The following is a 21,607-nucleotide window of genomic DNA, read 5'->3' as shown; positions in this document are numbered from 1 at the left end:
GCGTGACCGGCGGCTCCCCGGCGCCGGTCCCCGGCACCGGACCGCTGCCCCCGATGCCGCCCATGGGCCCCACGACCAGCGGGGGGTTCCCCGCCGCCACCACACCGCCGCGCACCGACCCGCTCGCGGCCGCCCCCGGCGCCCCGGCCGGACCGCCGAAGGACCTGGCCGACAACCCCTGGGCGCGGGCCACGAGCCCCACGTCGGGTGGCTGGGCGGCGATGAACACCGCCGACATCCTCGACGACCCGGCGCCGCCGTACTCGTCGTACCAGACGCCGGTCCACAGCGCGCCGCCCGCGGCCTCGTACGAGGTCAGCTCCGGCTGGGCCACCATCGACGACGACGTGATCACCGGGCCGAGTCCCGCGGTCTCCACCCCGACGGGGCCCTCCCGCACCGTCTCGCCCTCCTACGACCGTCCCGGCGACCCGCGCCCGGTGACGGGCGGGGGTTACGGTTACGAGCCCCGGCAGGCCACCCCGGCGAGCCCGGTCGCGTGGCCGGAGCCGGGTGCCCCGCGCGGTGGCGACGGTACGGGCTGGACCGGCCCCGGCGAACGGTACGGCACGACCCCCGAGAAGACGGCGGCGACCGGTGAGGGGCCCCGGCCCGGGTCCCGCGGCCGCCGCCGCGCCGAGGAGCCGGACTACCCCGACTATTACCGCTGATTTCCCCCGTCCTCCGTAAAAGCCTCTGACAATCGGCCGAGCGAGGAGGGACGGCACCGTAAGGTCTGCCCCATGGGGACGGACACGAAGAGCGACACGGCGCTCACACAAAGTGGTATAAACTCCGTGCTGCGTTATGATCTGCCCGCCTCCCTGGTGGTCTTCCTGGTGGCGGTGCCCCTCTCGCTGGGCATCGCCGTCGCCTCGGGAGCACCGCTGGCGGCCGGGCTCATCGCCGGCGTGACGGGCGGTGTCGTGGTGGGCCTGCTGGGCGGCTCCGCCGTCCAGGTGAGCGGGCCCGCCGCAGGGCTCTCACTGGTGGTGGCCGATCTCGTCATGAGATACGGCTGGCAGGCCACCTGCATGATCACTTTGCTGGCGGGCTGCCTGCAACTGCTGCTGGGCCTGTGCCGGGTGGCCCGCGCGGCGCTGGCGGTCTCCCCCGCCGTGGTCCACGGCATGCTCGCCGGGGTGGGGGTGACGATCGCCCTGGCCCAGTTGCACGTGGTGCTCGGCGGCAGCCCGCAGCCGTCGGCGATCGAGAACGTGATCGAGCTGCCGCACCAGATCATCCACAACCACACCCACGCGGTCTTCGTCGGCCTGCTCACCATCGCGGTCCTGATCGGCTGGACGCGCCTGCCGCAGCGGCTGCGGATCATCCCGGCGCCGCTCGCCGCCCTGTTCGTGGCCGCGGTGACCGCCGGAGCGCTGGGCTGGGACGTCACCCGGGTCGACCTGTCCGACAGCCTGAACAAGTGGGTCGGCCCGGTCTGGCCGCAGGGCGACTGGCACGGGATCGCCAGCGCGGTGCTGATCGTGGCGCTGCTCGCCGGGGTGGAGTCGCTGCTGTGCGCGGTGGCCGTCGACAGGCTGCACGAGGGCAGGCGGGCGGACCTGGACCGGGAGCTCACCGGTCAGGGCGCGGCCAACCTGGTCAGCGGCGCGCTGGGCGGCCTGCCCGTGGCAGGTGTGATCGTCCGTAGCACCACCAACGTCCGCGCGGGGGCCCGCAGCCGGTGGTCGACCGTCATGCACGGGGTCTGGATCCTGCTGTTCGCGATCGGCCTGGGCTGGGCGATCACCCTGATCCCGATGGAGGCCCTGGCCGCGCTGCTGGTCTTCATCGGCGTCCAGATGGTCAACATGGGGCACCTGCGCAACCTGCGCGGCCACAGCGAGGTCCCGGTGTACGTGATCACCATGGCGGGGGTGGTCCTGCTCGGCCTGGCCGAGGGGGTGCTGATCGGCCTGGGCCTCGCCGCGCTGTTCGCGCTGCGCCGCCTCACCCGGGTGACCGTGCGGGTCGTCCCGGAGCCGGACGGGCGCTGGCACGCGATGATCGGCGGCTCGCTGACCTTCCTCGGGGTGCCCACGCTCACCTCGGAGCTGCGTGCCATCCCGCCGGGGACCGCGGTCGACCTCGACCTGAACATCGACTTCATGGACAACGCGGCGTTCGAGGCCATCCACGACTGGCGGCTCAACCACGAGCGCGGCGGCGGGACCGTGGACATCGACGAGATCCACGACGAGTGGTACACCATGGCGGCCAGCGGCGGGCGGATGTTCCCGGCCAAGACCCCGCCCCGGCCGGCGGGCCGCTGGTGGCTGCCCTGGTCGCACCGGCGGCGCGGACGGTACGGCGCCCCCCGGCCGCCGGTGCCGGCCCGGTACACGCCGCAGGACGAGGCCCCGGCGGTGCCGCAGGACGAGGTCCCGGCGGTGCCCGACCTGCTGGCCGGGGCGCGGGAGTTCCACCGGCGCACCGCTCCGCTGGTCCGCCCCCTGCTGCACGGGATGGCCCGCAAGCAGGAACCCTCGCACCTGTTCATCACCTGCGCGGACTCTCGCATCGTGCCCAGCATGATCACCGCCAGCGGCCTCGGCGACCTGTTCACCGTCCGCAACCTCGGCAACCTGGTGCCCCGCCGGGGCTCGGTCCCGGCGGACGACTCGGTGGCGGCCGCGATCGAGTACGCGACGCACGTGCTCAACGTGCGGACCGTCACGGTCTGCGGGCACTCCGGATGCGGGGCCATGGCGGCGCTGCTCAGCGGGGGCGAGAAGACCGCGGGCCTGCCCGGACTCGGCCGCTGGCTGCGGCACGGCAACCACAGCCTGGCACGGTTCATCACCGGTGAGAGCGACGGCACCGACGACGGGCCGCTGGACCGGCTCTGCCGGGTCAACGTCATCCAGCAGCTGGCGAACCTGCGGACCTACCCCCAGGTGGACCAGCTCTGCCAGGCCGGGCGCCTGGAACTGGTGGGCCTCTACTTCGACATCGGCGCCGCCCGGGTGCACGTGCTGGAGCAGCCGTCGATCATCGCCGATCCGCTCTGAGCGGACGTCTTGCGCCACGGGTGAAAGCCCGTGGCCGTCCGCGCGACCGGCGCCGACAATGGGGCGCTATGAGAATTCTGATCATCGGTGGCTCGGTCTTCCTGGGCCGGGCCATCACCGAGGAGGCACTGCGGCGCGGGCACCGGGTGACCACGTTCAACCGGGGCGTCAGCGGGGTGGACCTGCCGGGCGCCGAGGCCGTCAGGGGCGACCGTGAGGTGCCCGAGGACCTGGACCGGCTGGTGGCGGGCCGGGAGTGGGACGCCGTCATCGACGTCCACGGGCGGGTCCCGCGGGTCGTCGGCGAGGCGGTGCGCAGGCTCGACGGCAGGGCCGGCACGTACGCGTTCGTCTCCAGCATCTCGGCGGTCTCCGCCTTCCCCGCGTCGGAGTGCGACGAGAGCTCGCCGCGGTTCGAGTGCGCGCCGGACGCCGGGCCGGACGACGGTGACTACGGCACGCTCAAGGCGGGCTGTGAGCGGGCGGTGGAGGAGGGCTTCGGCGGCAACGCCCTCATCGTCGCGCCGGGCCTGATCCTCGGCCCGTACGAGGACGTCGGCCGGCTGCCCTGGTGGCTCGACCGGATCTCCCGGGGCGGGCGGGTGCTCGCCCCGGGCGACCCGGACCGGGCGATGCAGGTCATCGACGTGCGCGACCTCGCCGCGTTCATCCTCACCCGGACCGAGGCCGGGACGAACGACCGGTTCCTGGCGAGCGGGGTGCGGGGCAACATCACCTACGGCGGCTGGCTGGCCGAGTGCCGCGCGGTGACGGGCTCGGACGCCGAGTTCGTCTGGGCCGACGACGCCTTCCTGCTGGAGCGGGAGGTGGCGCCGTGGACCGAGTTTCCGCTGTGGGCCCCGGACTCGCCCGACTTCGCCGGCGTGTGGCTGCCGTCGTCGGCGAAGGCGCACGCGGCCGGGCTGTCGTGCCGGCCGGTCGCGGAGACCGTCCGCGACACCTGGGCCTGGCTGCGCGGGATCCCCGCCGGTGAGCGCGTGTTCGGCAGGCACGGCATCGACCCGGAGAAGGAGGCCAGGATCCTGTCGGAGTGGGCATAGGAGGCCCATGGACATCCAGATCAGCTTCGACGCCCGTGATCCGGCCGCCCTGGCCGCCTTCTGGTCGGCGGCCCCGGGGTATGTCTCCCAGCCGCCGCCCGAGGGATTCGAGACCTGGGACGCCTGGGCCGACTCGGCCGGCGTCCCCGAGGAGCGGCGCTCCGACTGGGCGGCGGCGGTGGACCCGGGCGAGGGCCGTCCCCGGCTCTACTTCCGGCGCGTGCCGGAGGGCAAGACCGCCAAGAACCGGGTCCACCTCGATCTCAACGTGGGCGGCCCGTCCGGGACGCCGCCGGAGGAGCGGCGCAGGCGCGTGGCGGCCGAGGCGGAGAGGCTGGTCCGGCTCGGCGCGACGGAGGTCAGGACCGCCGAGGAGCACGGAGAGTACTGGACGGTGATGACCGACCCGGAGGGCAACGAGTTCTGCCTCCAGTGAATGTATTTCTCCGCATACATCACGCGGCTCCGTCCATACATTCGTCCTTGTCCGGCTCCGTCCCCCGAATGCCGGACAGCGGTCCACGCTCCCGGACCGGGGTGGAGAGCGGCCGATGCCGCCCTCCACCCGCCCTGGCCCCGTGCCCGATCTTTCACGGGTTCCCAGCCCGGCACGGGGCCGGGACCCGGGCTTGTCGCAGGGGGCCGGGAAAGGCCGGATCGGCGTACCGGATGGGCCTCCCGCACCGATCACTACATGGGCGCCCCCTCGATGAGGGCATATACCCCTGGGCGGCAAGTAGGCATCCGGTACGGAGGTCGGCGATGGCTGAGTGGCACGCTTTACGGGAAGAGCTGGTCGCGAGGGTCCGCACGCGAGGGATCAGCGAGGCTGTGACCGACGCCCTGCGGGCGGTCCCGCGGCACGTGTTCCTGCCGGAGCTCCCCGCGGAGAACGTCTACCAGGACGACCCGATCGTGACCAAGCGCGACGCGGACGGTCTGCCGATCAGCTCCTCCTCGCAGCCGGCGATCATGGCCCTGATGCTGGACCAGCTCGGCGTGGAACCGGGGCACCGCGTGCTGGAGATCGGGGCCGGAACGGGCTACAACGCCGCGCTGCTCGCCCATCTGGCGGGGCCGCGGGGCCGGGTGGTGAGCGTCGACATCGACCCCGACCTGGTCGGGCGGGCGCGCGAGCACGTGGCGGCCGCGGGTCATCCCGAGGTGACCGTGGTGTGCGGGGACGGCGCCGAGGGGTTCCCCGCGGGGGCACCCTACGACCGGATCATCGCCACCGTCGGCGTCTGGGACCTCGCCCCGGCCTGGCTGGAGCAGCTCGGCCCCGGCGGGCGCCTCGTCGCGCCGCTGGACCTGCGCGGGGTGCAGCGCTCGGTGGCGATGGAGCGGGTCGGCGGGCACTGGGCGAGCCGCTCGGTGCTGCCCTGCGGGTTCATGCGGATGCGCGGCCCCTTCGCCGGCCCGGAGGTGACCCTGGTCCTCGACCGTGACTCCGACCTGACGATCTCCCTGCCCGAGGCGAGTGAGGTCGGCGACCTGCTGGCGGTGCTCGGCGGGCCCGCGGTCGAGATGTCCACCGAGATCAGTGTCAGCCGCGCGCAGCTTCTCGACGGGCTCAGCCTGTGGCTGGCGGTGCACGAGCCCCGCTCGTGCACGATGTCGGAGGCGCAGCCCGGATGGCTGGCCTCCCCGCCGCTCGACCCGACGGGGTTCCGGATGGCCGTCGGCATGGTCGAGCGCGACAGCCTCTGCCTGCTGGAGCCGGCGCCGGACGGCACCCTGATCGCCCGGGGCCACGGACCGGGCAGGATGCGGCTCGCGAGCGAGATGGTCGGTCACGTCCAGGCCTGGGACATGGCGGACCGCCCCATGACCGCCGGGCTCCGCATCGCCGCCCACCTCGGCGCCGCCCCCGGTGACGGCCTGCTCATCCGCAAGCGGCACACCACGCTCGCCCTGTCCTGGGAGGACGTCTGACGTCCCGCTCGCGGCGCGGCGGGCCGCCGGGACTTTTCTCGATACCCGGCGCCTTCCCGGGAAAGCGGCTCGTGATCATGCCGGTATTCGGCAACGTCGTTGGGCCGAAGCACGATGGTTGTCACGGCGACCACGTTCTCAAGCCCGCCCTCGCCACAGGCGGGCCGACGGCACGGGGCGGGTGTGCGGCCTCTTCGGGCCGGTCCCGCCTCGCACCGTCGGCCAAGTCCGAGCTGATTCAGCTGTGGGGAATATGGGGAATGCAGTTGGTGCGCCAGGCGGCGACGTAGCCGTACTTGTCGTATTGCGTCATGTGCCAACTGTCTAAGATCAGCAAATCTCCCGCCCCAGCCCCGAAGATTCCGTTCTGGGAGAGGCCGTGTTCTCCCTTGAAAACGTTCACCTTCGCCGTCGTTTCGCCTCCGAAGACACCGTCGGGTTCGAGCGGACGGAAACGGGTCGTCCAGTCGCTGTAATAGAGGTTGAGTCCCTTCTGCAGGCACTCGACACTCTCTCCGGTGTCACCGGGCTTGAGCTGCGATGGGGCGGCGGAGGCAGGGGTGGCCGCGATGACGCCGACACAGGCGACCGCCATCGCGGCGGTAGTCACACGGGTGGCCCAGCGCTTTCCGCGTCCGAGTTTTCCAGGCAAAAGAATTTCCCTTTCCCAAGCCATGAAAGGCGCTCACCGGCGTCTGCGTCGAAGAAGCCCGCGAGCGACCGTCGGTTGCATGGTCAACATCTCAGGATTGGTCATTATCTGTCAATGATCTAGCGAGGCTTTTGCCGTGTGCAAGTGTTCAATTACTCGTGGTCACATTATGCCTAATTACGGGTCGACCGATATCGCCCGCAAAATGGGCCGGAAATATCAGTTCCCCACCGTGAAGCCTCGGGTCGTCGACCTTCTTGATCAGACTCACGGGGCCGCCTCGCCCGCGGGTGTCCCCGGCGCGCGCCGGGGACACCACCACCGGGGACACCGCCGCCGGGGTCGTCGCGAGGGCACGCGGGAGACGACACCCGTCCCCGGGCCGCGGGCCCACGCGCCCACCCCCGGCGGCCTACGCGGTGAGGGAGGCATCCGGGACCGCCCCGGCCGGCGGCCGGGACGAGACCCGCAGGCCGGTGAGGAGAATCTCCAGAGCCGTCTCGAACTGGCTCTCGGCGACCGGCGGCAGGTGGCGGGCGCACTCGGCGAGCCGCGGGTAGCGTTCGAGGCTCTGCGCGGCGTAGACGAGCGGTGCGCTCGCGTCCGCCTCCCGCACCTCCTTCGGCAGCATGGCGAACGACGCCGTGAAGGCCGCCCAGGCGAGGGCGTAGTCGCCGAGCACGCGCTCGTACCGCGCGGCCTCCTCCGGCCCGAAGCCGGCCCGGCGGAGCGCGTCGAGCAGGATCTCGATGGCGCGGAACTCCGCCTCGCGCCGCGTCGACCGGGTGGCGGCCAGCAGCGCCGCCTGCGGGTGGCCCGCGAACGCCCGGTGGATGCGCAAGACCACGTCGCGCAGTGTCTCCGCCCAGTCGTCGGAGGGCGCGAAGCCGGCTAACGCCTCCTCGTACAGCCGGTCGGCCAGGGCGAGCACGAGGTCGTCCTTGTCGCGGAAGTGACGATACACGGCGGTCGCGTCCACGCCCAGGCGCCTTCCGATGGCGCGGAAGGTCAGCGCCCCCGGTCCCCCGCCCTCGACCAGCTCCAGACAGGCCGTCACGATCCGCTCCCGGGAGAGCGCGACGGTGGGCGTACGGCGTGCGGGCATGAGCACATTCTCCTCAATGAGACGTGAACGTTATGACACATTCTTCACCGCCCATAATCCGCTGTCACCGCCGTTGACAACGCTGTTTACGTCGTGGTTCTCTGTCCCCACCCATTTACGGTCAACACAAAATAGGCCGTTCAGGTTGCTCCTTCGGAGGTCGCTCATGAGCTCAGGCGCGTCCCATGACGGACTCGCCGTCTGCGGGGTCACCCGGCGCTTCCCGGCACCCGAGGGCGGATACGTCACGGCTCTCGACAACGTCTCCCTCACGATCGAGCCGGGGGAGTTCTTCGTCCTCCTCGGCCCGTCGGGTTGCGGGAAGACCACGCTCCTGCGGACGATCGCCGGCCTGGAGTACCCGGACGAGGGCGAGGTGCGGCTCGGCTCCGAGCGGCTGGACGTGCTCCCGCCGTACCGGCGGAGGGTCAACACGGTCTTCCAGAGCTACGCGCTGTTCCCCCACCTCACCGTGGCCGAGAACGTCTCCTTCGGCCTCGAGATGGAGGGGATGAGCCGCAGGGAGGCGGCGCCACTGGTCGCGGAGGCGCTGGAGCTGGTCCGCCTGCCGGACTTCGGCAGGCGGAAACCCGCCCAGCTGTCCGGAGGGCAGCAGCAGCGGGTCGCCCTCGCGCGGGCGCTCGCGAAGCGGCCGGAGGTGCTCCTGCTGGACGAGCCGCTCGCCGCGCTCGACCTCAAGCTGCGCCGGGGCATGCAGACGGAGCTGAAACGGATCCAGCAGACGACCGGGGTGACCTTCGTCTTCGTGACGCACGACCAGGAGGAGGCCATCTCCCTGGGAGACCGCCTGGCGGTCTTCCAGTCGGGCACCATCGCCCAGATCGGCACGCCCCAGGAGGTCTACGAGCGTCCGGCCAGCAGGTTCGTCGCCGACTTCATCGGCGACACCAGCTTCCTGGAGGCGGAGTTCACCGGCGAGGGATACCGCCTGACGAGCGGCGAGGTGCTCCCCGCCGACCGGGTCGCCGGTCCGGGTGGCGGTGCGCCGGGGCCGGTGACGATCGCGCTCCGCCCCGAGCACCTGGTCCTCGCGGCGGAGGAGGCGCCGCTCCACGGCGTCGTGCGCGAGTCCGTCTACGTCGGTAGCGACGTGCGGGTCGGCGTCGAGCTCACGAGCGGTGAGCAGGTGGCCGTACGGCTGGCCGTGGGCGCAGCCTGCCCCGAACCGGGGAGGCGGGTCGCCCTGGACCTGCTTCCCGGCCGGGCCTGGACGGTCGCGGCATGAGCCGGCGCGGACCCGCCCGGTCCGGCCGGACGTCCCGCTGGACGGTGCTCCCGGGCACGCTCCTCCTGCTGGCCCTCGTCGGCGGGCCGCTGGTCGTCGTGGTGGCGTACTCGTTCATGTCCCGGGGCATGTTCGGCGTCGGCGTCGCCGGGCCGTTCTCCCTGGACGCCTACACCAGGCTGCTGTACGACACGGAACTGGACGGTTCGCGGGCCTTCGATCCGCGATACCTCGGCGTGTTCGGGGAGTCGGTCTGGCTCGCCGCGCTGACCACGGTCTGCTGCGCCGCCCTCGCCTTCCCGATGGCGGTCTGGATGGCCACGAGACCACCGCGCGTCCGGGCGCTGCTCGTCTTCGCGGTGACCATCCCCTTCTGGACCAACACCCTCGTGCGGACCTACGCCTGGATGCTCATCCTCAACGACAACGGGCCGGTCAGCGGCCTGGCCGGTGCGCCGATCGGGCTGCTCTACACGCCCTTCGCCACCACCGTGGGGCTGGTCTACGTGTCCCTGCCCTTCATGATCCTGCCCGTCTACGCCAGTGCGGAGAAGTTCGACTTCCGGCTGGCCGAGGCGGCCTACGACCTGGGCGCCCGGCGTCTGACCGTCCTGCGGCGCGTCGTCTACCCGGCGGTCAGGCCCGGGGTGATCGCCGGAGTGGTGCTCGTCTTCATCCCGTCGCTGGGCGCGTTCCTGCAACCGCAGCTCCTCGGCGGCGGCAAGTCCATGATGGTCGGCAACCTCATCGAGCAGCAGTTCGGCGCGTCCAGGAACTGGCCACTGGGGTCGGCGGTGGCGGTCGCCCTGCTGGCGCTCACCCTGCTGACCCTCATGGGGTTCGCGCTCCTGGGCCGTCGCGGCGACCAGAAGGCGAGCCTGCTGTGAAGCCTGACGTGACGCCCGGCGCCCGGCCTGACACGACACCCGATGCGAAGCCTGACGTGACGCCCCATGCCGGGCCTGACACGGCACCCGATGCGAAGCCCGGCGTGAACCGCCGCAAACGCGTCGACCTGCGGAGCTTCCCCGCCTTCGGCACCGTCTCCGTCCTGCTGCTCGCCTTCCTCTACCTCCCCCTGCTCGTGGTCGTGGTGTACGCGTTCAACGCCGGAAGGATCGCCACGATCTGGGAGGGCTTCAGCGTCCACTGGTTCGCCGACGTGGTGGCGAACGCCGACATCCGCGCCGCGACGGCCACCTCGCTCCAGATCGCGACCGTGGCCACGGTCTGCTCGGTGGGACTGGCGATCGGCGTGGCCCTCGGGCTGGTGGCGCTGCGCCGCACCGGGCGGGGCCTGGTCCTCCTGGTCGTCGGCGCGCCGCTGGTGCTGCCCGAGATCGTGCTCGCCGTGGCGACGCTGGCGATGTTCGCCTTCCTGGAGGTGCCGCTGGGCATGACCACCGTGACGCTCGCCCACACCGCCTTCTGCGTGCCATTCGCGCTGCTGCCCATCCGGGCGCGGCTGGCCGACATGGACCAGCGGGTCTTCGAGGCGGCGGCCGACCTCGGCGCCTCGCCCTGGCGGGTGTTCCGCCGCGTCACCCTTCCCCTGCTGGCCCCGGGCATCGTCTCCGGCGCGCTGCTGGCCTTCATCGTCTCCCTCGACGACTTCCTGATCACCTTCTTCGTCGCCGGACCGGGCACCACCACGCTCCCGATCTACATCTACGGCATGCTCCGCATCGGCATCACCCCCGCCGTCAACGCGCTGTCCGCCCTGCTCCTCCTCGTCTCCCTGCTGGTTCTCGCAGCCGCCTATGTCATCGGGCGCAAGAGAGGCTGAACCCCATGTTCTCCACGCACCACCGGCTCGTCCCCCTCACGACCCTGCTCGCGGCGGGCGTGCTCACGCTCGCCGCCTGCGGCGGTCCGGCCGGAACCTCCGGCACCTCCGGCACCGCGGCCGCGGCCTCCCCGTCGGCGTTCCCCACCAAGGGGAGCGGCGAGCTCAACCTCTACAACTGGACCGACTACATCTCCCCGGACCTGCTGAAGCGCTTCGAGACCGAGACCGGCATCAAGGTCAACCTCGACACCTTCGAGTCCAACGAGGCGCTGCTGGCGAAGCTGCAGGCGGGCGGGACCGGTTACGACGTGATCGTGCCCACCGACTACATGGTGCAGCAGATGATCCAGCTCGGCCTGCTCCAGGAGATCGGCACCGCGAGCTTCCCCAACGGCAAGAACATCGAGCCCGCCTTCTCCGATGTGTACTTCGACAAGGGACGCAAGTACACCGCGCCCTACATGTACGGCACGACCGGCATCGCGGTCGACGAGGACAAGATCGGTGGCAAGGTCACCAGCTGGGCCGAGTTCTTCAACCCGCCCGCGGGCGCCGACGGCAACATCGGGATCATGAACGACTCCAACGAGGTCGTCGCCGCCGCGCTCCGCGCCGTGGGCGCCAAACCCTGCAGCGAGTCGACCGCCGACTACCAGAAGGCGCAGACCCTGCTGGCCGGGATCAAGGGCAAGCTGAAGGTGATCAGCTCGGACGGCCAGATCAACCGGATGAGCTCGGGCGAGACGACGCTGGCCATGATGTGGAACGGCGCCTTCCACCGGGCCGCGCAGAAGAACAAGGGCATCACCTACGTCTACCCCGCCGAGGGCCTGCCGCTCTGGCAGGACAGCTTCGCCGTCCCCAGGGGCGCGCGCAACGTCGACAACGCCAAGATCTTCATCAACTGGATGCTGGACCCGAAGAACGCCGGCGAAGCCTCCAACTTCGTCGGATACGGCAACGGCGTGTCGGGGTCGGACGCGCACATGGACAAGGCGCTCGCCGAGGACCCCGCGATCACGCCGCCCGCCGACAAGGCCGCGCTCGCCCAGCCCGTGCCACCGTGCTCGCAGACCGCCCTGGATCTGTACGACAAGGTGTGGACCGACTTCAAGAGCTGAGGAGAACGACGATGCACGCGGACCTGCTCTTCGTGAACGGCCACGTCTTCACCGCCTCCCCCGGTGCCCCGCGGGCACGGGCGGTGGCCGTACGGGACGGACGGATCGTCGCGGTCGGCGAGGACGAGGACGTACGCGAGCTGGGCGGGCCGGGCACCGAGATCGTGGACCTCGCCGGGCGGCTGCTCGCGCCCGGGTTCCAGGACGCGCACGCGCACCCGGTCATGGGGGGCCTGGAACGGCTCCGCTGCGACCTGTCCGACCTCTCCGACAGGCGGGGCTACCTGGACGCGGTCGCCGCCTACGCCGACGCCCACCCCGAGGCGGAGTGGATCACGGGAGGGGGCTGGTCCATGGACGCCTTCCCCGGCGGCACCCCCACGAAGGAGGACCTGGACGCGGTCGTCCCCGGACGCCCGGTCTTCCTCCCCAACCGGGACCACCACAGCGCCTGGGTGAACTCCGCGGCGCTCCGGGTCGCGGGGATCTCCCGGGACACGCCGGACCCGGCCGACGGCCGCATCGAGCGCGACGCGGCGGGCCAGCCGTCCGGCACCCTGCACGAGGGGGCGATGGCGCTGGTCGAGCCGTACCTGCCCGCGGTCACCCACGAGGACTACGTCGCCGCCCTGCTCGTCGCCCAGGAGCACCTGCACTCGCTCGGCATCACCGCCTGGCAGGACGCGATCCTCGGGGACTACGCCGGGTACCGCGACGCCACCCCCGCCTACCTCGACGTGGCCGGGGCGGGAAAGCTCACCGCCCGGGTGCGCGGCGCGCTGTGGTGGGATCGCGAGCGCGGCGCGGAGCAGATCCCCGACCTGCTGGCCCGCCGCCGGACCGAGGGCAGGTTCTCGGCCGGCAGCGTGAAGATCATGCTGGACGGTGTGACGGAGAACTTCACGGCCGCGATGCACGAGCCCTACCTGGACGGGTGCGGGTGCGCCACGGGCAACCGGGGGATCGGCTTCGTCGACTACGCCGAACTCCCCCGCTACGTGACGCTTCTGGACGCCGAGGGCTTCCAGGTGCACTTCCACGCCATCGGCGACCGGGCGGTCACCGCGGCGCTGGACGCGATCGACGCCGCCCTCGCCGCCAACGGCCCGAGGGGGAACCGCCACCACGTCGCGCACCTCCAGGTACTCCGGTCGCAGGACGTCCCCCGCTTCGCCGCGGCCGGGATCGCGGCCAACATGCAGCCCTTCTGGGCCTGCCACGAGCCGCAGATGGACGAGCTGACGATCCCCTACCTCGGCGGCGAGCGGGCCGACCGGCAGTATCCCTTCGGCGCCCTGCACCGGACGGGGGCACCGCTCGCGATGGGCAGCGACTGGCCGGTGAGCAGCCCGGACCCGCTCTGGGGCATCCATGTGGCGGTGAACCGCGCCCGGTCCGCGACGATGCGGCCCTTCCTCCCGGGGGAGTCGCTCGACCTGGCGACGGCGCTCACCGCCTACACGGCCGGGTCGGCGTGGGTGAACCACCTCGACGACACCGGGACCATCGCCCCCGGCAAACTCGCCGACCTGGTCGTCCTGGACCGCGATCCGTTCGCCGCGCCCGCGGCGGAGATCGCGGAGGCGCGGGTGGCGCTGACGTACGTGGAGGGACAGCGCGTGTTCGCCGCCTGACACCACCTGGGCCGCGCCGTCTCACCCGCGCCGGGCCACTCCCCCGGTCCCGGACGGGCCCGCCCGCCCCACCCGCGGCGGGCCCGCCCGCCTTACCGGCAGCGGGCCCGCACGCCCCTACCCGCAACGAACCCGCACGCCCCTACCCGCAACGGACCCGCACGCCCCTACCGGCGCCGGGTCCGCGCGGCGAGGTCCAGCACCCGGCCGTAGAAGTCCAGGTACCGCTCGGCCATCACCTCCGGGGAGAACCGGCGCGCGGCGCTCCGGCGGCACTCGTCCGGGTCGATGTCCCCGGCGTGTTCGAGACAGTCGCGCAGTTCCTCCTCGGTGTCGGCGAGCAGGCCCGTGCGCCCGTGCTCGACGAGCTCGGGCAGGCAGCCGCGCCGCAGGCCGATGACGGGCGCGCCGCAGGCCAGCGCCTCGACGACGGCGGTGCCGCCGGGCTCGTCCCACTGCGCCGGGAACAGTGCGGCCCGCGCGCCGCGAAGCAGCCGGTCGCGCTCCGGGCCGCCCACCGCACCGATCCAGCGGACGAGCTCGCCGTCGATGTACGGTGCCAGCATCTCGCAGTGGTAGCCCACGTCGGGGCCGGTGTGGGCGGGGTGACGCGGATCGGCGAGCGCCTCGGCCAGTTCCCGGGGCCCGGACAGCCCGCCGACCGGACCGGCCATGACGAGCGGCAGCCCCAGCTGCCGGCAGAGCCGCGCACCCACGTGCTGGCCCTTGAGCGGGCTGATCCGTCCCAGCATCACCACCGGGCCGCCGTCCCGCGCCGCACCGTCCGGCGACGCCGTGAGACCCGCACGGGCCAGGGGGGTCGCCAGGTACGCCCACCCGAGGCTGTGCTCGCGCAGGTTCCGCGGCGCCCGCGCGATCTGCGACCGGGACACGCCGTTGACCCAGACCCTGCCGCCGCCGCGGAAGCCGCCGTACAGCTCGGGGTGCTTGCGCAGGTCCCAGTGGAGGGTGTGCAGCACCGGCGGGCCGGACGGGCCCATGGCGTTCAGGACCCCGAGGCCGACCGCCTCCACGTGGTCGTGCACCAGGTCGATGTCGCCGCGGCGGCGCAGCTCCGCGACGACCCGCTGCAGGTGCGCGTGCGCGAGCCCCATCACCTGGTTGTACGGGCGCTGCAGGTGCGCGAACCGGCCCTCCTGGAACGTGTGCACGCGCTCGTCGGCCTCCAGGGTGCTCTCGGCGACCGTGGCGAGGACGACGCGGACCCCGCGCGCCCTCAGCTCGGGCACGAGCGTGGCCACGACCGCCTCGATGCCCCCGTATCCCCGCGGCGGGACCGGTAACCAGGGGCCCGCGTTCATCAGCACCGTGACGTCCACTACTGCTCCCGTTGCGGCGCGAGCCGGGAGGCCGTGGCGTACTCCGGAACGGTGATCAGGGGCGGCCGCTCGTGCACGCCCACGTCGCTCACCCGCAGCGTCCGGCCGTTCCCGACGTGGCAGAACTGCAGCATCCGGTTCTGCGGCCGGTCGGCCGCCACGATCCGGCCCTCCCGCTTCAGCCGTGACCAGGCGGTGAGCATGATGTGCCCGGCCATCCGCCCGAGTTCCTCGATCGTCTGGTGGGAGTGCACCCGCACACCGAGATCGACCTGTGCGAGAGCGGACAGGCCCGCCATGTCGAACAGGTCGACGAGCAGGGCCAGCTCGACGCCGTACCCGGTGACGAACGGGACCCTCTCCAGCACGGTGCGGCGGCCGGCGTACTCGCCGGCCAGCGGCTGGATGAAACCGGCCAGCGCGGGCCAGTGCAGGTTGATCAGCGGGCGGGCGACCAGTTCGGTCACTCTCCCGCCGCCGTGCGGCTGGGTGGCCGCGCCGTCGGCGAGGGGCCGGTCGTAGGAGCCCTTGACGTAGACCACCGAGGGGTCGGACACCAGCGGGCCGAGGAGCCCGGTGACGAAGTGCGTGCCGAAGTTGCGCAGGTCGGCGTCGATGAAGACGACGAGGTCGCCGGTCGTGACGGCCAGCGCCTTCCACAGCGCGTCGCCCTTGCCCGGCAGGGCGCCGTACCGGCTCAGCACCGCGTCCTGGTGGATGACCCGCGCGCCCGCGTCGGCGGCCACCCGGGCGGTCGCGTCGGTCGAGCAGGAGTCGACCACCACGAGTTCGTCGACCAGGGGGAAGCGCTCCTGCAGCTCCCGCCGTATCCGCCCGACGATCTGCCCGACGGTGCGTTCCTCGTCACGCGCGGGCAGCACCACGCTCACCGTGTGGTTCCCCTTGGCGGCCAGCACCGCCTCGGGAGGCCAGTCGTCCGCCCGGCCGGTACGCGTGTCCAGCCAGGGACCGATCTCAGTGAACATCGCCCACCACGGGCAAGGACATAAGCGCCGTCATCGGTTGTGGTTCCCATCTTCCGGACACCTCTGATAGTGCTGTTTTCCCTGGTCAGAGCTTCTCAATCTGGTACATAAGGGTTTCGGTCCGAGTGCCGGTGGAATTGTGGCCTTGTGAGGTGTCGCATCGGTTTCGTGGGCGCGGGAAACGTCGCCGCGCGTCACGCGCGCGTGCTGTCCGGCTTCCCGGACGTCCGCATCGCCGGGGTGGCCGACACCGACGCCGCCCGCGCCGCCCGGCTGGCCCGCGAGTACGGGGCGGCGTCCTACGGCAGCCACACCGCCTTACTGCGGGACGAACGGCTCGACGCCGTCTACGTCTGCGTGCCGCCCTTCGCGCACGGCCCGATCGAGCTCGCCGTCCTCGACGCCGGGCTCTCGCTGTTCGTGGAGAAACCGCTCGCGCTGGACGAGGGGACCGCCCGCCGGGTGGCCGCCACGGCACGGCGCACGGGGGCCGTGACCGCGGTCGGGCACCACTGGCGCTACATGGACGTCGTCGACGAGGCGCGGCGCCGGTTGGGCGACCGGCCGGTACGGCTGGCGCTGGGCATGTGGCTGGACAAGGTGCCGCCGGTACCGTGGTGGCCCCGCCTCGACGGTTCCGGCGGGCAGGTCGTCGAGCAGGCGGTGCACGTGCTCGACCTGGCCCGGCTGCTCGTCGGCGAGGTCGCCGAGGTGAGCGCGCACGAGTCGGGGCACCCGCCGGAGCAGGCCGAGGGGGCGGCCGGGCCCGGTGGGGCGGGCGGGGCCGCAGGAAAGGACGGAACGGCCGGGATCGGTGGGGCGGACGGGACCGCGGGGAGAGTCGGGGCGGCCACCGGCGCGCTCCTGCGCTTCCGCGACGGCGCAGCCGGCATCCTCGGCGCCACCTGCCTGCTGAGCTGGAAGCACCGGGCCGGTCTGGAGATCTACGCCGAGGGCCTCGCGCTGCGGATATCGGAGGACCGGATGGTCGTCGACAGCGACCGGGGGCGCGAGGTCGTCACCGAGTCGGGGGACGCCAGGCGCCGCGTCGACCGGGCGTTCGTGGACGCGGTGCTGCACCGCGGCGAGGACGTGCGGGCCCCCTACGAGGACGCCCTGCGCACGCACCGGCTGGCGTGCGCCGTCGCCCGCGCCGCCGCCTCCGGCGTACCGGTGACACTGGACGACGACGAGGGGTGACGGCGACGGACGGCGGTGTCCGGCGGCGGGTGACGGGTGTCCGGAGGGCAGGTGAGGGGTGATGGGCGAGCAGGCCGTGCGGGTGCTGCAGGTGGCCGGCGTCGGCGAGGTCGTCATCGCCGAGGAGCCGGAACCTCCGGTCGAGGACGGCGGGTTCCGCGTCGAGACGCTCTACAGCGGGCTGTCGGCGGGCACGGAACTGTCGTACGTCAAGGGGACCAACCCCTACCTGTCCGCGGGCTGGGACCCGGTGCTGGGGCTGTTCCGCGCCGACCGGCCCGCCGCCGCGTACCCGGTGCGGCGGCTGGGGTACATGGAGGTCGCCCGGGTCACCGAGAGCCGGACCCCGGCGCTCTCCCCCGGCCAGGTCGTGGCGATGGCGTACGGGCACCGGACCGGTTACACGGCGAGCCCCGCCGACGACCGGTTCGTCCCGCTGCCCGCCGGGCTGGACCCGCTGCTGGGCATCTACGCCGCCCACATGGGGCCCATCTGCGCCAACGGCCTGCTGCACGCCGCCGCCGACACCTGCGGCGCGGATGTGCGCGCCCTCGGCGACGGGGTGCGGGGGCGGCGCGTCGCGGTGACCGGGGCGGGCGTCGTCGGGCTGCTGACCGCCCTGTTCGCCCGCCACCACGGGGCCGCGGCGGTCGTCGTGGTGGACCGGACCCGCGACCGGCTCGACCGCGCCGAACGGCTCGGCCTCGCCACCATCCCGATGGACGGCCAGGACCCGGCGCTGACGGTGAAGGCCCGCTGGCGGCACTCCCGCAACGACCGGGGCGCGGACGTGGTCTTCCAGTGCCGCGGCCGGCCGGAGAGCCTGCACGGTGCCCTGCGGATGCTGCGACCGCAGGGCACCGTGGTCGACCTCGCCTTCTACCAGGAGGGCGCGGCGCGGCTGCGGCTCGGCGAGGAGTTCCACCACAACGCGCTCTCGATCCGCTGCTCACAGATCGGCCGCGTGCCACGCGGGCTGGACCACACCTGGAGCCGCGAACGGCTCTCCGCCGAGACACTCGACCTACTGCGGGCCCAGGGCGACGGCATCCGCCGGCACCTGATCACCGACGTGGTGCCCTTCGACGACGCGCCCGGCTTCGTCTGCGCCCTGGCCGCCGGACGGCGCCACACCGTCCAGGCCGTGTTCGACATGACCGCCGCCTGAGTGGCCCTGTGTCAAGCTGCCGCCGGTCAGCCGGTCCCGGCGGCGCCCCGCCAGGCGGCGCCGCGCAGCAGGCGCAGCCCGTTGAGGCCGACGATCACTGTGGAGCCCTCGTGCCCGGCCACCCCCAGCGGCAGCGGCAGATCCCCGAACAGGTCCCAGGCCACCAGGACGGCGATGAAGGCGCCGGCGATGACCAGGTTGGCCACCACCACGCGGCGGGCGCGGCGCGCCAGCGCGATCACGGCGGGCACCGCGGCGATCTCGTCGCGGGTGATGATCGCGTCGGCGGCGTCCAGGGCCAGGTCGGAGCCGGCACGGCCCATCGCGATGCCGACGTGGGCGGTCGCCAGCGCGGGGGCGTCGTTGACGCCGTCGCCGACCAGCGCCACCCGTGCGCCCCGGTCCTGCAGCTCGCGCACCGCGTCCACCTTGCCGGCCGGGAGCAGGCCGGCGCGGACGTCGGTGATCCCCACCTGGGCGGCCAGCCTGCCCGCCGCCGGCGCGTTGTCGCCGGTCAGCAGCACCGGCGCGGCCTCGGTCAGGTCCCGGAGCTGGGTGAGGGCACCGGCCGCGCCGGGTCGCACGCGGTCGGCCAGCGCGAGCACACCGGCGGGGGCGCCGTCCAGGCGGACCAGGACGGCGGTGTGCCCGCCCTCCTGGAGTTCGTCGACCAGCCGGTGCGCCGGGCCGTTGGTCCCGTCCGGCAGGCGGGCGGCCCCACCCGCCCCGGCCCCGCCCGCTTCGGCCCCGCCCAGCAGATGAGCGGGGCTGCCCACCTCGACGAGCCGGCCGTCGACGCGCGCGCGGACGCCGCGACCGGGCACCGAGCCGAACTCCTCGGCGCCGAGCGCCGGCGATCCGGCGTCGCGTGCGGCCTGGACGACGGCACGGCCCAGGGGATGCTCGGACCCTTCTTCGGCGGCGGCGGCGAGCGCGAGCAGCCGCCGCTCGTCCAGGTCCGCGCCGGGCAGGACGTGCACGCCGGTCAGGTGCGGGCAGCCCTCGGTCAGGGTGCCGGTCTTGTCGAAGGCCACCTGGGTGACGGTGCCGAGCTGCTCCATCACCACGGCGGACTTCACCAGCACCCCGTGGCGGCCCGCGGTGGCGATGGCGGCCAGCAGCGGCGGCATGGTGGCCAGCACCACCGCGCACGGCGATGCGACGATCATGAAGGTCATCGCGCGCAGCAGGCTGTCCTGCAACGTCTCCCCCCACAGCAGCGGGAGGACGAACAGCGCGCACGTGGCGGCGACCATGACGACGGAGTAGCGCTGCTCGACCTTCTCGATGAACAGCTGGGTGCGCGCCTTGGTGGCGCCGGCCTGCTGCACCATGGCCACGATCCGGGCGATCACCGTGTCGGCTGCCGGCCGGGTCACCCGCACACGCAGGACACCGGTGCCGTTCAGGGTGCCGGCGAACACCTCGTCGCCGGGCTGCTTGTCCACCGGCAGGCTCTCGCCGGTGATACTGGCCTGGTCGACCTCGCCGGCCCCCGCGATCACCTGGCCGTCGGCGCCGATCCGCTCGCCGGGCCGGACCACGATCACCTCGCCGACCCGCAGCGCGGCCGCCTCGACGGTCTCCTCGCCGTCCGCGGTCACCCGGGTGGCCCGCTCGGGTGCCACATCGAGCAGGCTGCGCACCGAGTCCTCGGTGCGTTTGGTGGCGACCGCCTCCAGCGCGCCGGAGGTGGCGAAGATGACGATCAGCAACGCGCCGTCGAAGACCTGCCCGATCGCCGCGGCGCCGATCGCGGCGACGACCATGAGCAGGTCCACGTCGAGCGTCTTCTCGCGCAGCGCCCGCAGCCCCGCCCAGCCGGGCTCCCAGCCGCCGGCCGCGTAGCAGGCCAGATACAGGCCCCACCACAGCCAGGGCGGGGCTCCGACCAGCTGGGAGATGCCGCCGAGGGCGAACAGCCCGGTGGCGGCAGCGGCCCAGCGTACCTCCGGCAACGACCACATTCCGGACCGCCACGGCGGCCTGTCCGGGCCGGGCGAGGCGGATCCGGTGCCGGGGGCGGGGAGAGTTCTCAGTTCTGCTGCCATCCTGGAATCGTATATGCGCATACACGCAGATACGCAAGTAGAAGGGTGCGGGGTTATGCTGAGGGCATGCATGCGTCGCTGCCGGACTTCGACATGCCGAACGAGGAACAGGTGCACCTGGCCGCCGAGTCGTTCCGGCTGCTCTCCGACCCGACCCGCATCAAGATCCTGTGGGCGCTGCTGCAGGGCGAGTCGTCGGTGGCGTGCCTGGCCGAACTCGCCGACGCCGCGCCCGCCGCGGTCAGCCAGCATCTGGCCAAGCTCCGCCTGGCCGGGCTGGTCAAGGGCCGCCGCGAAGGCACGTTCGTGTACTACACCGCCGCCGACGAGCACGTACGCCGCCTGCTGAGCCAGGGGCTCTACCACGCGGACCACATCGACCGCGACCTGCCGTCCTCCCCCGCCCCCGAGGGGAAAGCGACCGCGTAGCCGCCGAGCACCGGGAAGGCAGGCCAAGGAACAACCGCCTCCACGAGCGACCAGCTCGGCACCGAGTACCCGCTCGGTTTCCTGCCGCCTCCTCGACTTCCCGGCGAGCGGCGGAGCCGGGGATCCTCGTCATCGAGACGCGCCTTCGAGCGGAGCGGCCTCGTGCGTTCCGGTTCGCCGAAAATACAATCACTACACGTGCTCGTCATGTGACAATAAGTCGCGTGCCATCTCCCCAACACGACTCACTCATCCAGCTCTTCCGCGACCGCCCCCAACTGGCGGTGGAGATCCTGCGAGACCTCCTGGGACAGGACCTGCCCGCCACACCGCTGATCCGGCTGGAAAGCCCCACGTTCAACACCCGGCCCTCCGACGACATCGAGGCCGACCTGGTCATCGTCCTGGGCCCACCCCCCAGCCCCGCGCACGCCGTCATCGTCGAGATCCAGCAGGACAAATCCAAAAACCCCCGCCAGCTCGCCCGCTACGCCGCCGCGCTGTGGCTCCTGCTGAACTGCGACGTCACGGTCCTGGTCATCTGCCCCGACGCCAGAACCGCCGCGCACTACGCGCAACCCATCGACTCGGGCCTGACCGGCTACCGCCTCCAGGCCCGGGTGCTCGGCCCGGACGGCATCCCCGCCATCACCGACCCCCAGCAGGCCGCCGCCCAGCCCGAACTGTCGGCCATGGCGGTCATGGTCCACGGCCGCGACCGGAAGGTCGTCGAAGCGTTCGCCGCGGCGCTCGCCGAACTGCCCGACGAACACGCTCCGAAGTACTATGAATACGCTTACAGCATGTCCGCGCCCGAAGTGCGGCGCCTCCTGGAGGAGATCATGACGTCCACCACCTGGCCCGTCTACAGCC

18 protein-coding genes and 1 pseudogene are annotated in these 21,607 nt (G+C 72.6%); 14 read left to right on the top strand and 5 right to left on the bottom strand.

What is annotated here, in order from left to right; translation table 11 throughout:
* From ABD841_RS38010 to fxlM, 5 genes and pseudogenes are all read left to right on the top strand, one after another.
* Positions 1 to 671 (top strand): annotated as a pseudogene (locus tag ABD841_RS38010) (hypothetical protein); the annotation flags it as partial.
* A 72-nt stretch (positions 672 to 743) separates the two neighbouring features.
* Positions 744 to 3,017, top strand: a complete 2,274-nt coding sequence (locus ABD841_RS38005; protein ID WP_344981857.1) for a SulP family inorganic anion transporter — start codon at positions 744 to 746, stop codon at positions 3,015 to 3,017.
* Positions 3,018 to 3,085: 68 nt separating this feature from the next.
* On the top strand, positions 3,086 to 4,078 hold the full coding sequence (locus ABD841_RS38000) for an NAD-dependent epimerase/dehydratase family protein (protein WP_344981855.1): 993 nt from the start codon (positions 3,086 to 3,088) through the stop codon (positions 4,076 to 4,078).
* A gap of 7 nt (positions 4,079 to 4,085) precedes the next feature.
* Complete coding sequence (locus ABD841_RS37995; RefSeq protein WP_344981853.1) at positions 4,086 to 4,514, top strand: VOC family protein; 429 nt, start codon at positions 4,086 to 4,088, stop codon at positions 4,512 to 4,514.
* A 326-nt stretch (positions 4,515 to 4,840) separates the two neighbouring features.
* A complete protein-coding gene (gene fxlM / locus ABD841_RS37990) occupies positions 4,841 to 6,013 on the top strand; it encodes a methyltransferase, FxLD system (RefSeq protein ID WP_344981851.1) in 1,173 nt (390 codons plus the stop codon).
* Positions 6,014 to 6,251: 238 nt separating this feature from the next.
* On the opposite strand, the gene ABD841_RS37985 is transcribed toward fxlM, so the two are convergent.
* Positions 6,252 to 6,689 (bottom strand): peptidoglycan-binding domain-containing protein, encoded by a 438-nt coding sequence (locus tag ABD841_RS37985; protein WP_344981849.1) that lies wholly within the window; start codon positions 6,687 to 6,689, stop codon positions 6,252 to 6,254.
* Positions 6,690 to 7,077: 388 nt separating this feature from the next.
* The gene (locus ABD841_RS37980; protein ID WP_344981847.1) at positions 7,078 to 7,770 is read right to left on the bottom strand and encodes a TetR/AcrR family transcriptional regulator; all 693 of its coding nucleotides are present in this window, start codon (positions 7,768 to 7,770) and stop codon (positions 7,078 to 7,080) included.
* Between the two features lie 166 nt (positions 7,771 to 7,936).
* On the opposite strand from ABD841_RS37980, the gene ABD841_RS41020 reads away from it, so the two are divergent.
* The 5 genes from ABD841_RS41020 to ABD841_RS37950 all read left to right on the top strand — a co-directional run bounded on the left by ABD841_RS41020 (position 7,937) and on the right by ABD841_RS37950 (position 13,560).
* A complete protein-coding gene (locus ABD841_RS41020; protein ID WP_425582109.1) occupies positions 7,937 to 9,016 on the top strand; it encodes an ABC transporter ATP-binding protein in 1,080 nt (359 codons plus the stop codon).
* Complete coding sequence (locus ABD841_RS37965; RefSeq protein WP_344981845.1) at positions 9,013 to 9,903, top strand: ABC transporter permease; 891 nt, start codon at positions 9,013 to 9,015, stop codon at positions 9,901 to 9,903. Before ABD841_RS41020 ends, ABD841_RS37965 begins: the two co-directional genes overlap by 4 nt.
* Positions 9,904 to 10,007: 104 nt before the next feature.
* Positions 10,008 to 10,802 carry an ABC transporter permease gene (locus tag ABD841_RS37960; protein ID WP_344981843.1) on the top strand — a complete coding sequence of 265 codons (795 nt, stop codon included), beginning with the start codon at positions 10,008 to 10,010 and terminating at the stop codon, positions 10,800 to 10,802.
* A gap of 5 nt (positions 10,803 to 10,807) precedes the next feature.
* A complete protein-coding gene (locus ABD841_RS37955; protein ID WP_344981841.1) occupies positions 10,808 to 11,926 on the top strand; it encodes an ABC transporter substrate-binding protein in 1,119 nt (372 codons plus the stop codon).
* Between the two features lie 11 nt (positions 11,927 to 11,937).
* Complete coding sequence (locus ABD841_RS37950; protein WP_344981839.1) at positions 11,938 to 13,560, top strand: amidohydrolase; 1,623 nt, start codon at positions 11,938 to 11,940, stop codon at positions 13,558 to 13,560.
* Between the two features lie 167 nt (positions 13,561 to 13,727).
* On the opposite strand, the gene ABD841_RS37945 is transcribed toward ABD841_RS37950, so the two are convergent.
* Together ABD841_RS37945 and ABD841_RS37940 are read right to left on the bottom strand one after the other, a co-directional pair.
* Positions 13,728 to 14,900 (bottom strand): glycosyltransferase, encoded by a 1,173-nt coding sequence (locus ABD841_RS37945; RefSeq protein ID WP_344981837.1) that lies wholly within the window; start codon positions 14,898 to 14,900, stop codon positions 13,728 to 13,730.
* Positions 14,900 to 15,886, bottom strand: coding sequence for a glucosyl-3-phosphoglycerate synthase (locus ABD841_RS37940; protein ID WP_344981835.1), 987 nt, complete (start codon positions 15,884 to 15,886; stop codon positions 14,900 to 14,902). Before ABD841_RS37940 ends, ABD841_RS37945 begins: the two co-directional genes overlap by 1 nt.
* Before the next feature lie 168 nt (positions 15,887 to 16,054).
* Between ABD841_RS37940 and ABD841_RS37935 the strand changes: the two genes are divergently transcribed.
* Both ABD841_RS37935 and ABD841_RS37930 read left to right on the top strand, forming a co-directional pair.
* Positions 16,055 to 17,086 (top strand): Gfo/Idh/MocA family protein, encoded by a 1,032-nt coding sequence (locus ABD841_RS37935; protein ID WP_344981833.1) that lies wholly within the window; start codon positions 16,055 to 16,057, stop codon positions 17,084 to 17,086.
* A 61-nt stretch (positions 17,087 to 17,147) separates the two neighbouring features.
* Entirely contained in the window at positions 17,148 to 18,254 is a 1,107-nt protein-coding gene (locus tag ABD841_RS37930) for a zinc-dependent alcohol dehydrogenase (RefSeq protein ID WP_344981831.1), read from the top strand.
* A gap of 26 nt (positions 18,255 to 18,280) precedes the next feature.
* Here ABD841_RS37930 and ABD841_RS37925 read toward each other — a convergent pair whose 3' ends face one another.
* Positions 18,281 to 20,305: a heavy metal translocating P-type ATPase gene (locus ABD841_RS37925; protein ID WP_344981829.1), complete on the bottom strand. Its 2,025-nt coding sequence runs from the start codon at positions 20,303 to 20,305 to the stop codon at positions 18,281 to 18,283.
* Positions 20,306 to 20,371: 66 nt separating this feature from the next.
* On the opposite strand from ABD841_RS37925, the gene ABD841_RS37920 reads away from it, so the two are divergent.
* Positions 20,372 to 20,734, top strand: coding sequence for an ArsR/SmtB family transcription factor (locus ABD841_RS37920; protein WP_344981828.1), 363 nt, complete (start codon positions 20,372 to 20,374; stop codon positions 20,732 to 20,734).
* Positions 20,735 to 20,958: 224 nt separating this feature from the next.
* A partial coding sequence (locus ABD841_RS37915; protein ID WP_344981826.1) for a hypothetical protein occupies positions 20,959 to 21,607 on the top strand: 649 nt, incomplete at its 3' end.

The organism is Streptosporangium fragile (genome assembly GCF_039534445.1).
Taxonomy (GTDB): domain Bacteria; phylum Actinomycetota; class Actinomycetes; order Streptosporangiales; family Streptosporangiaceae; genus Streptosporangium; species Streptosporangium fragile.
This window is presented reverse-complemented; position numbering and strand designations above follow the sequence as displayed.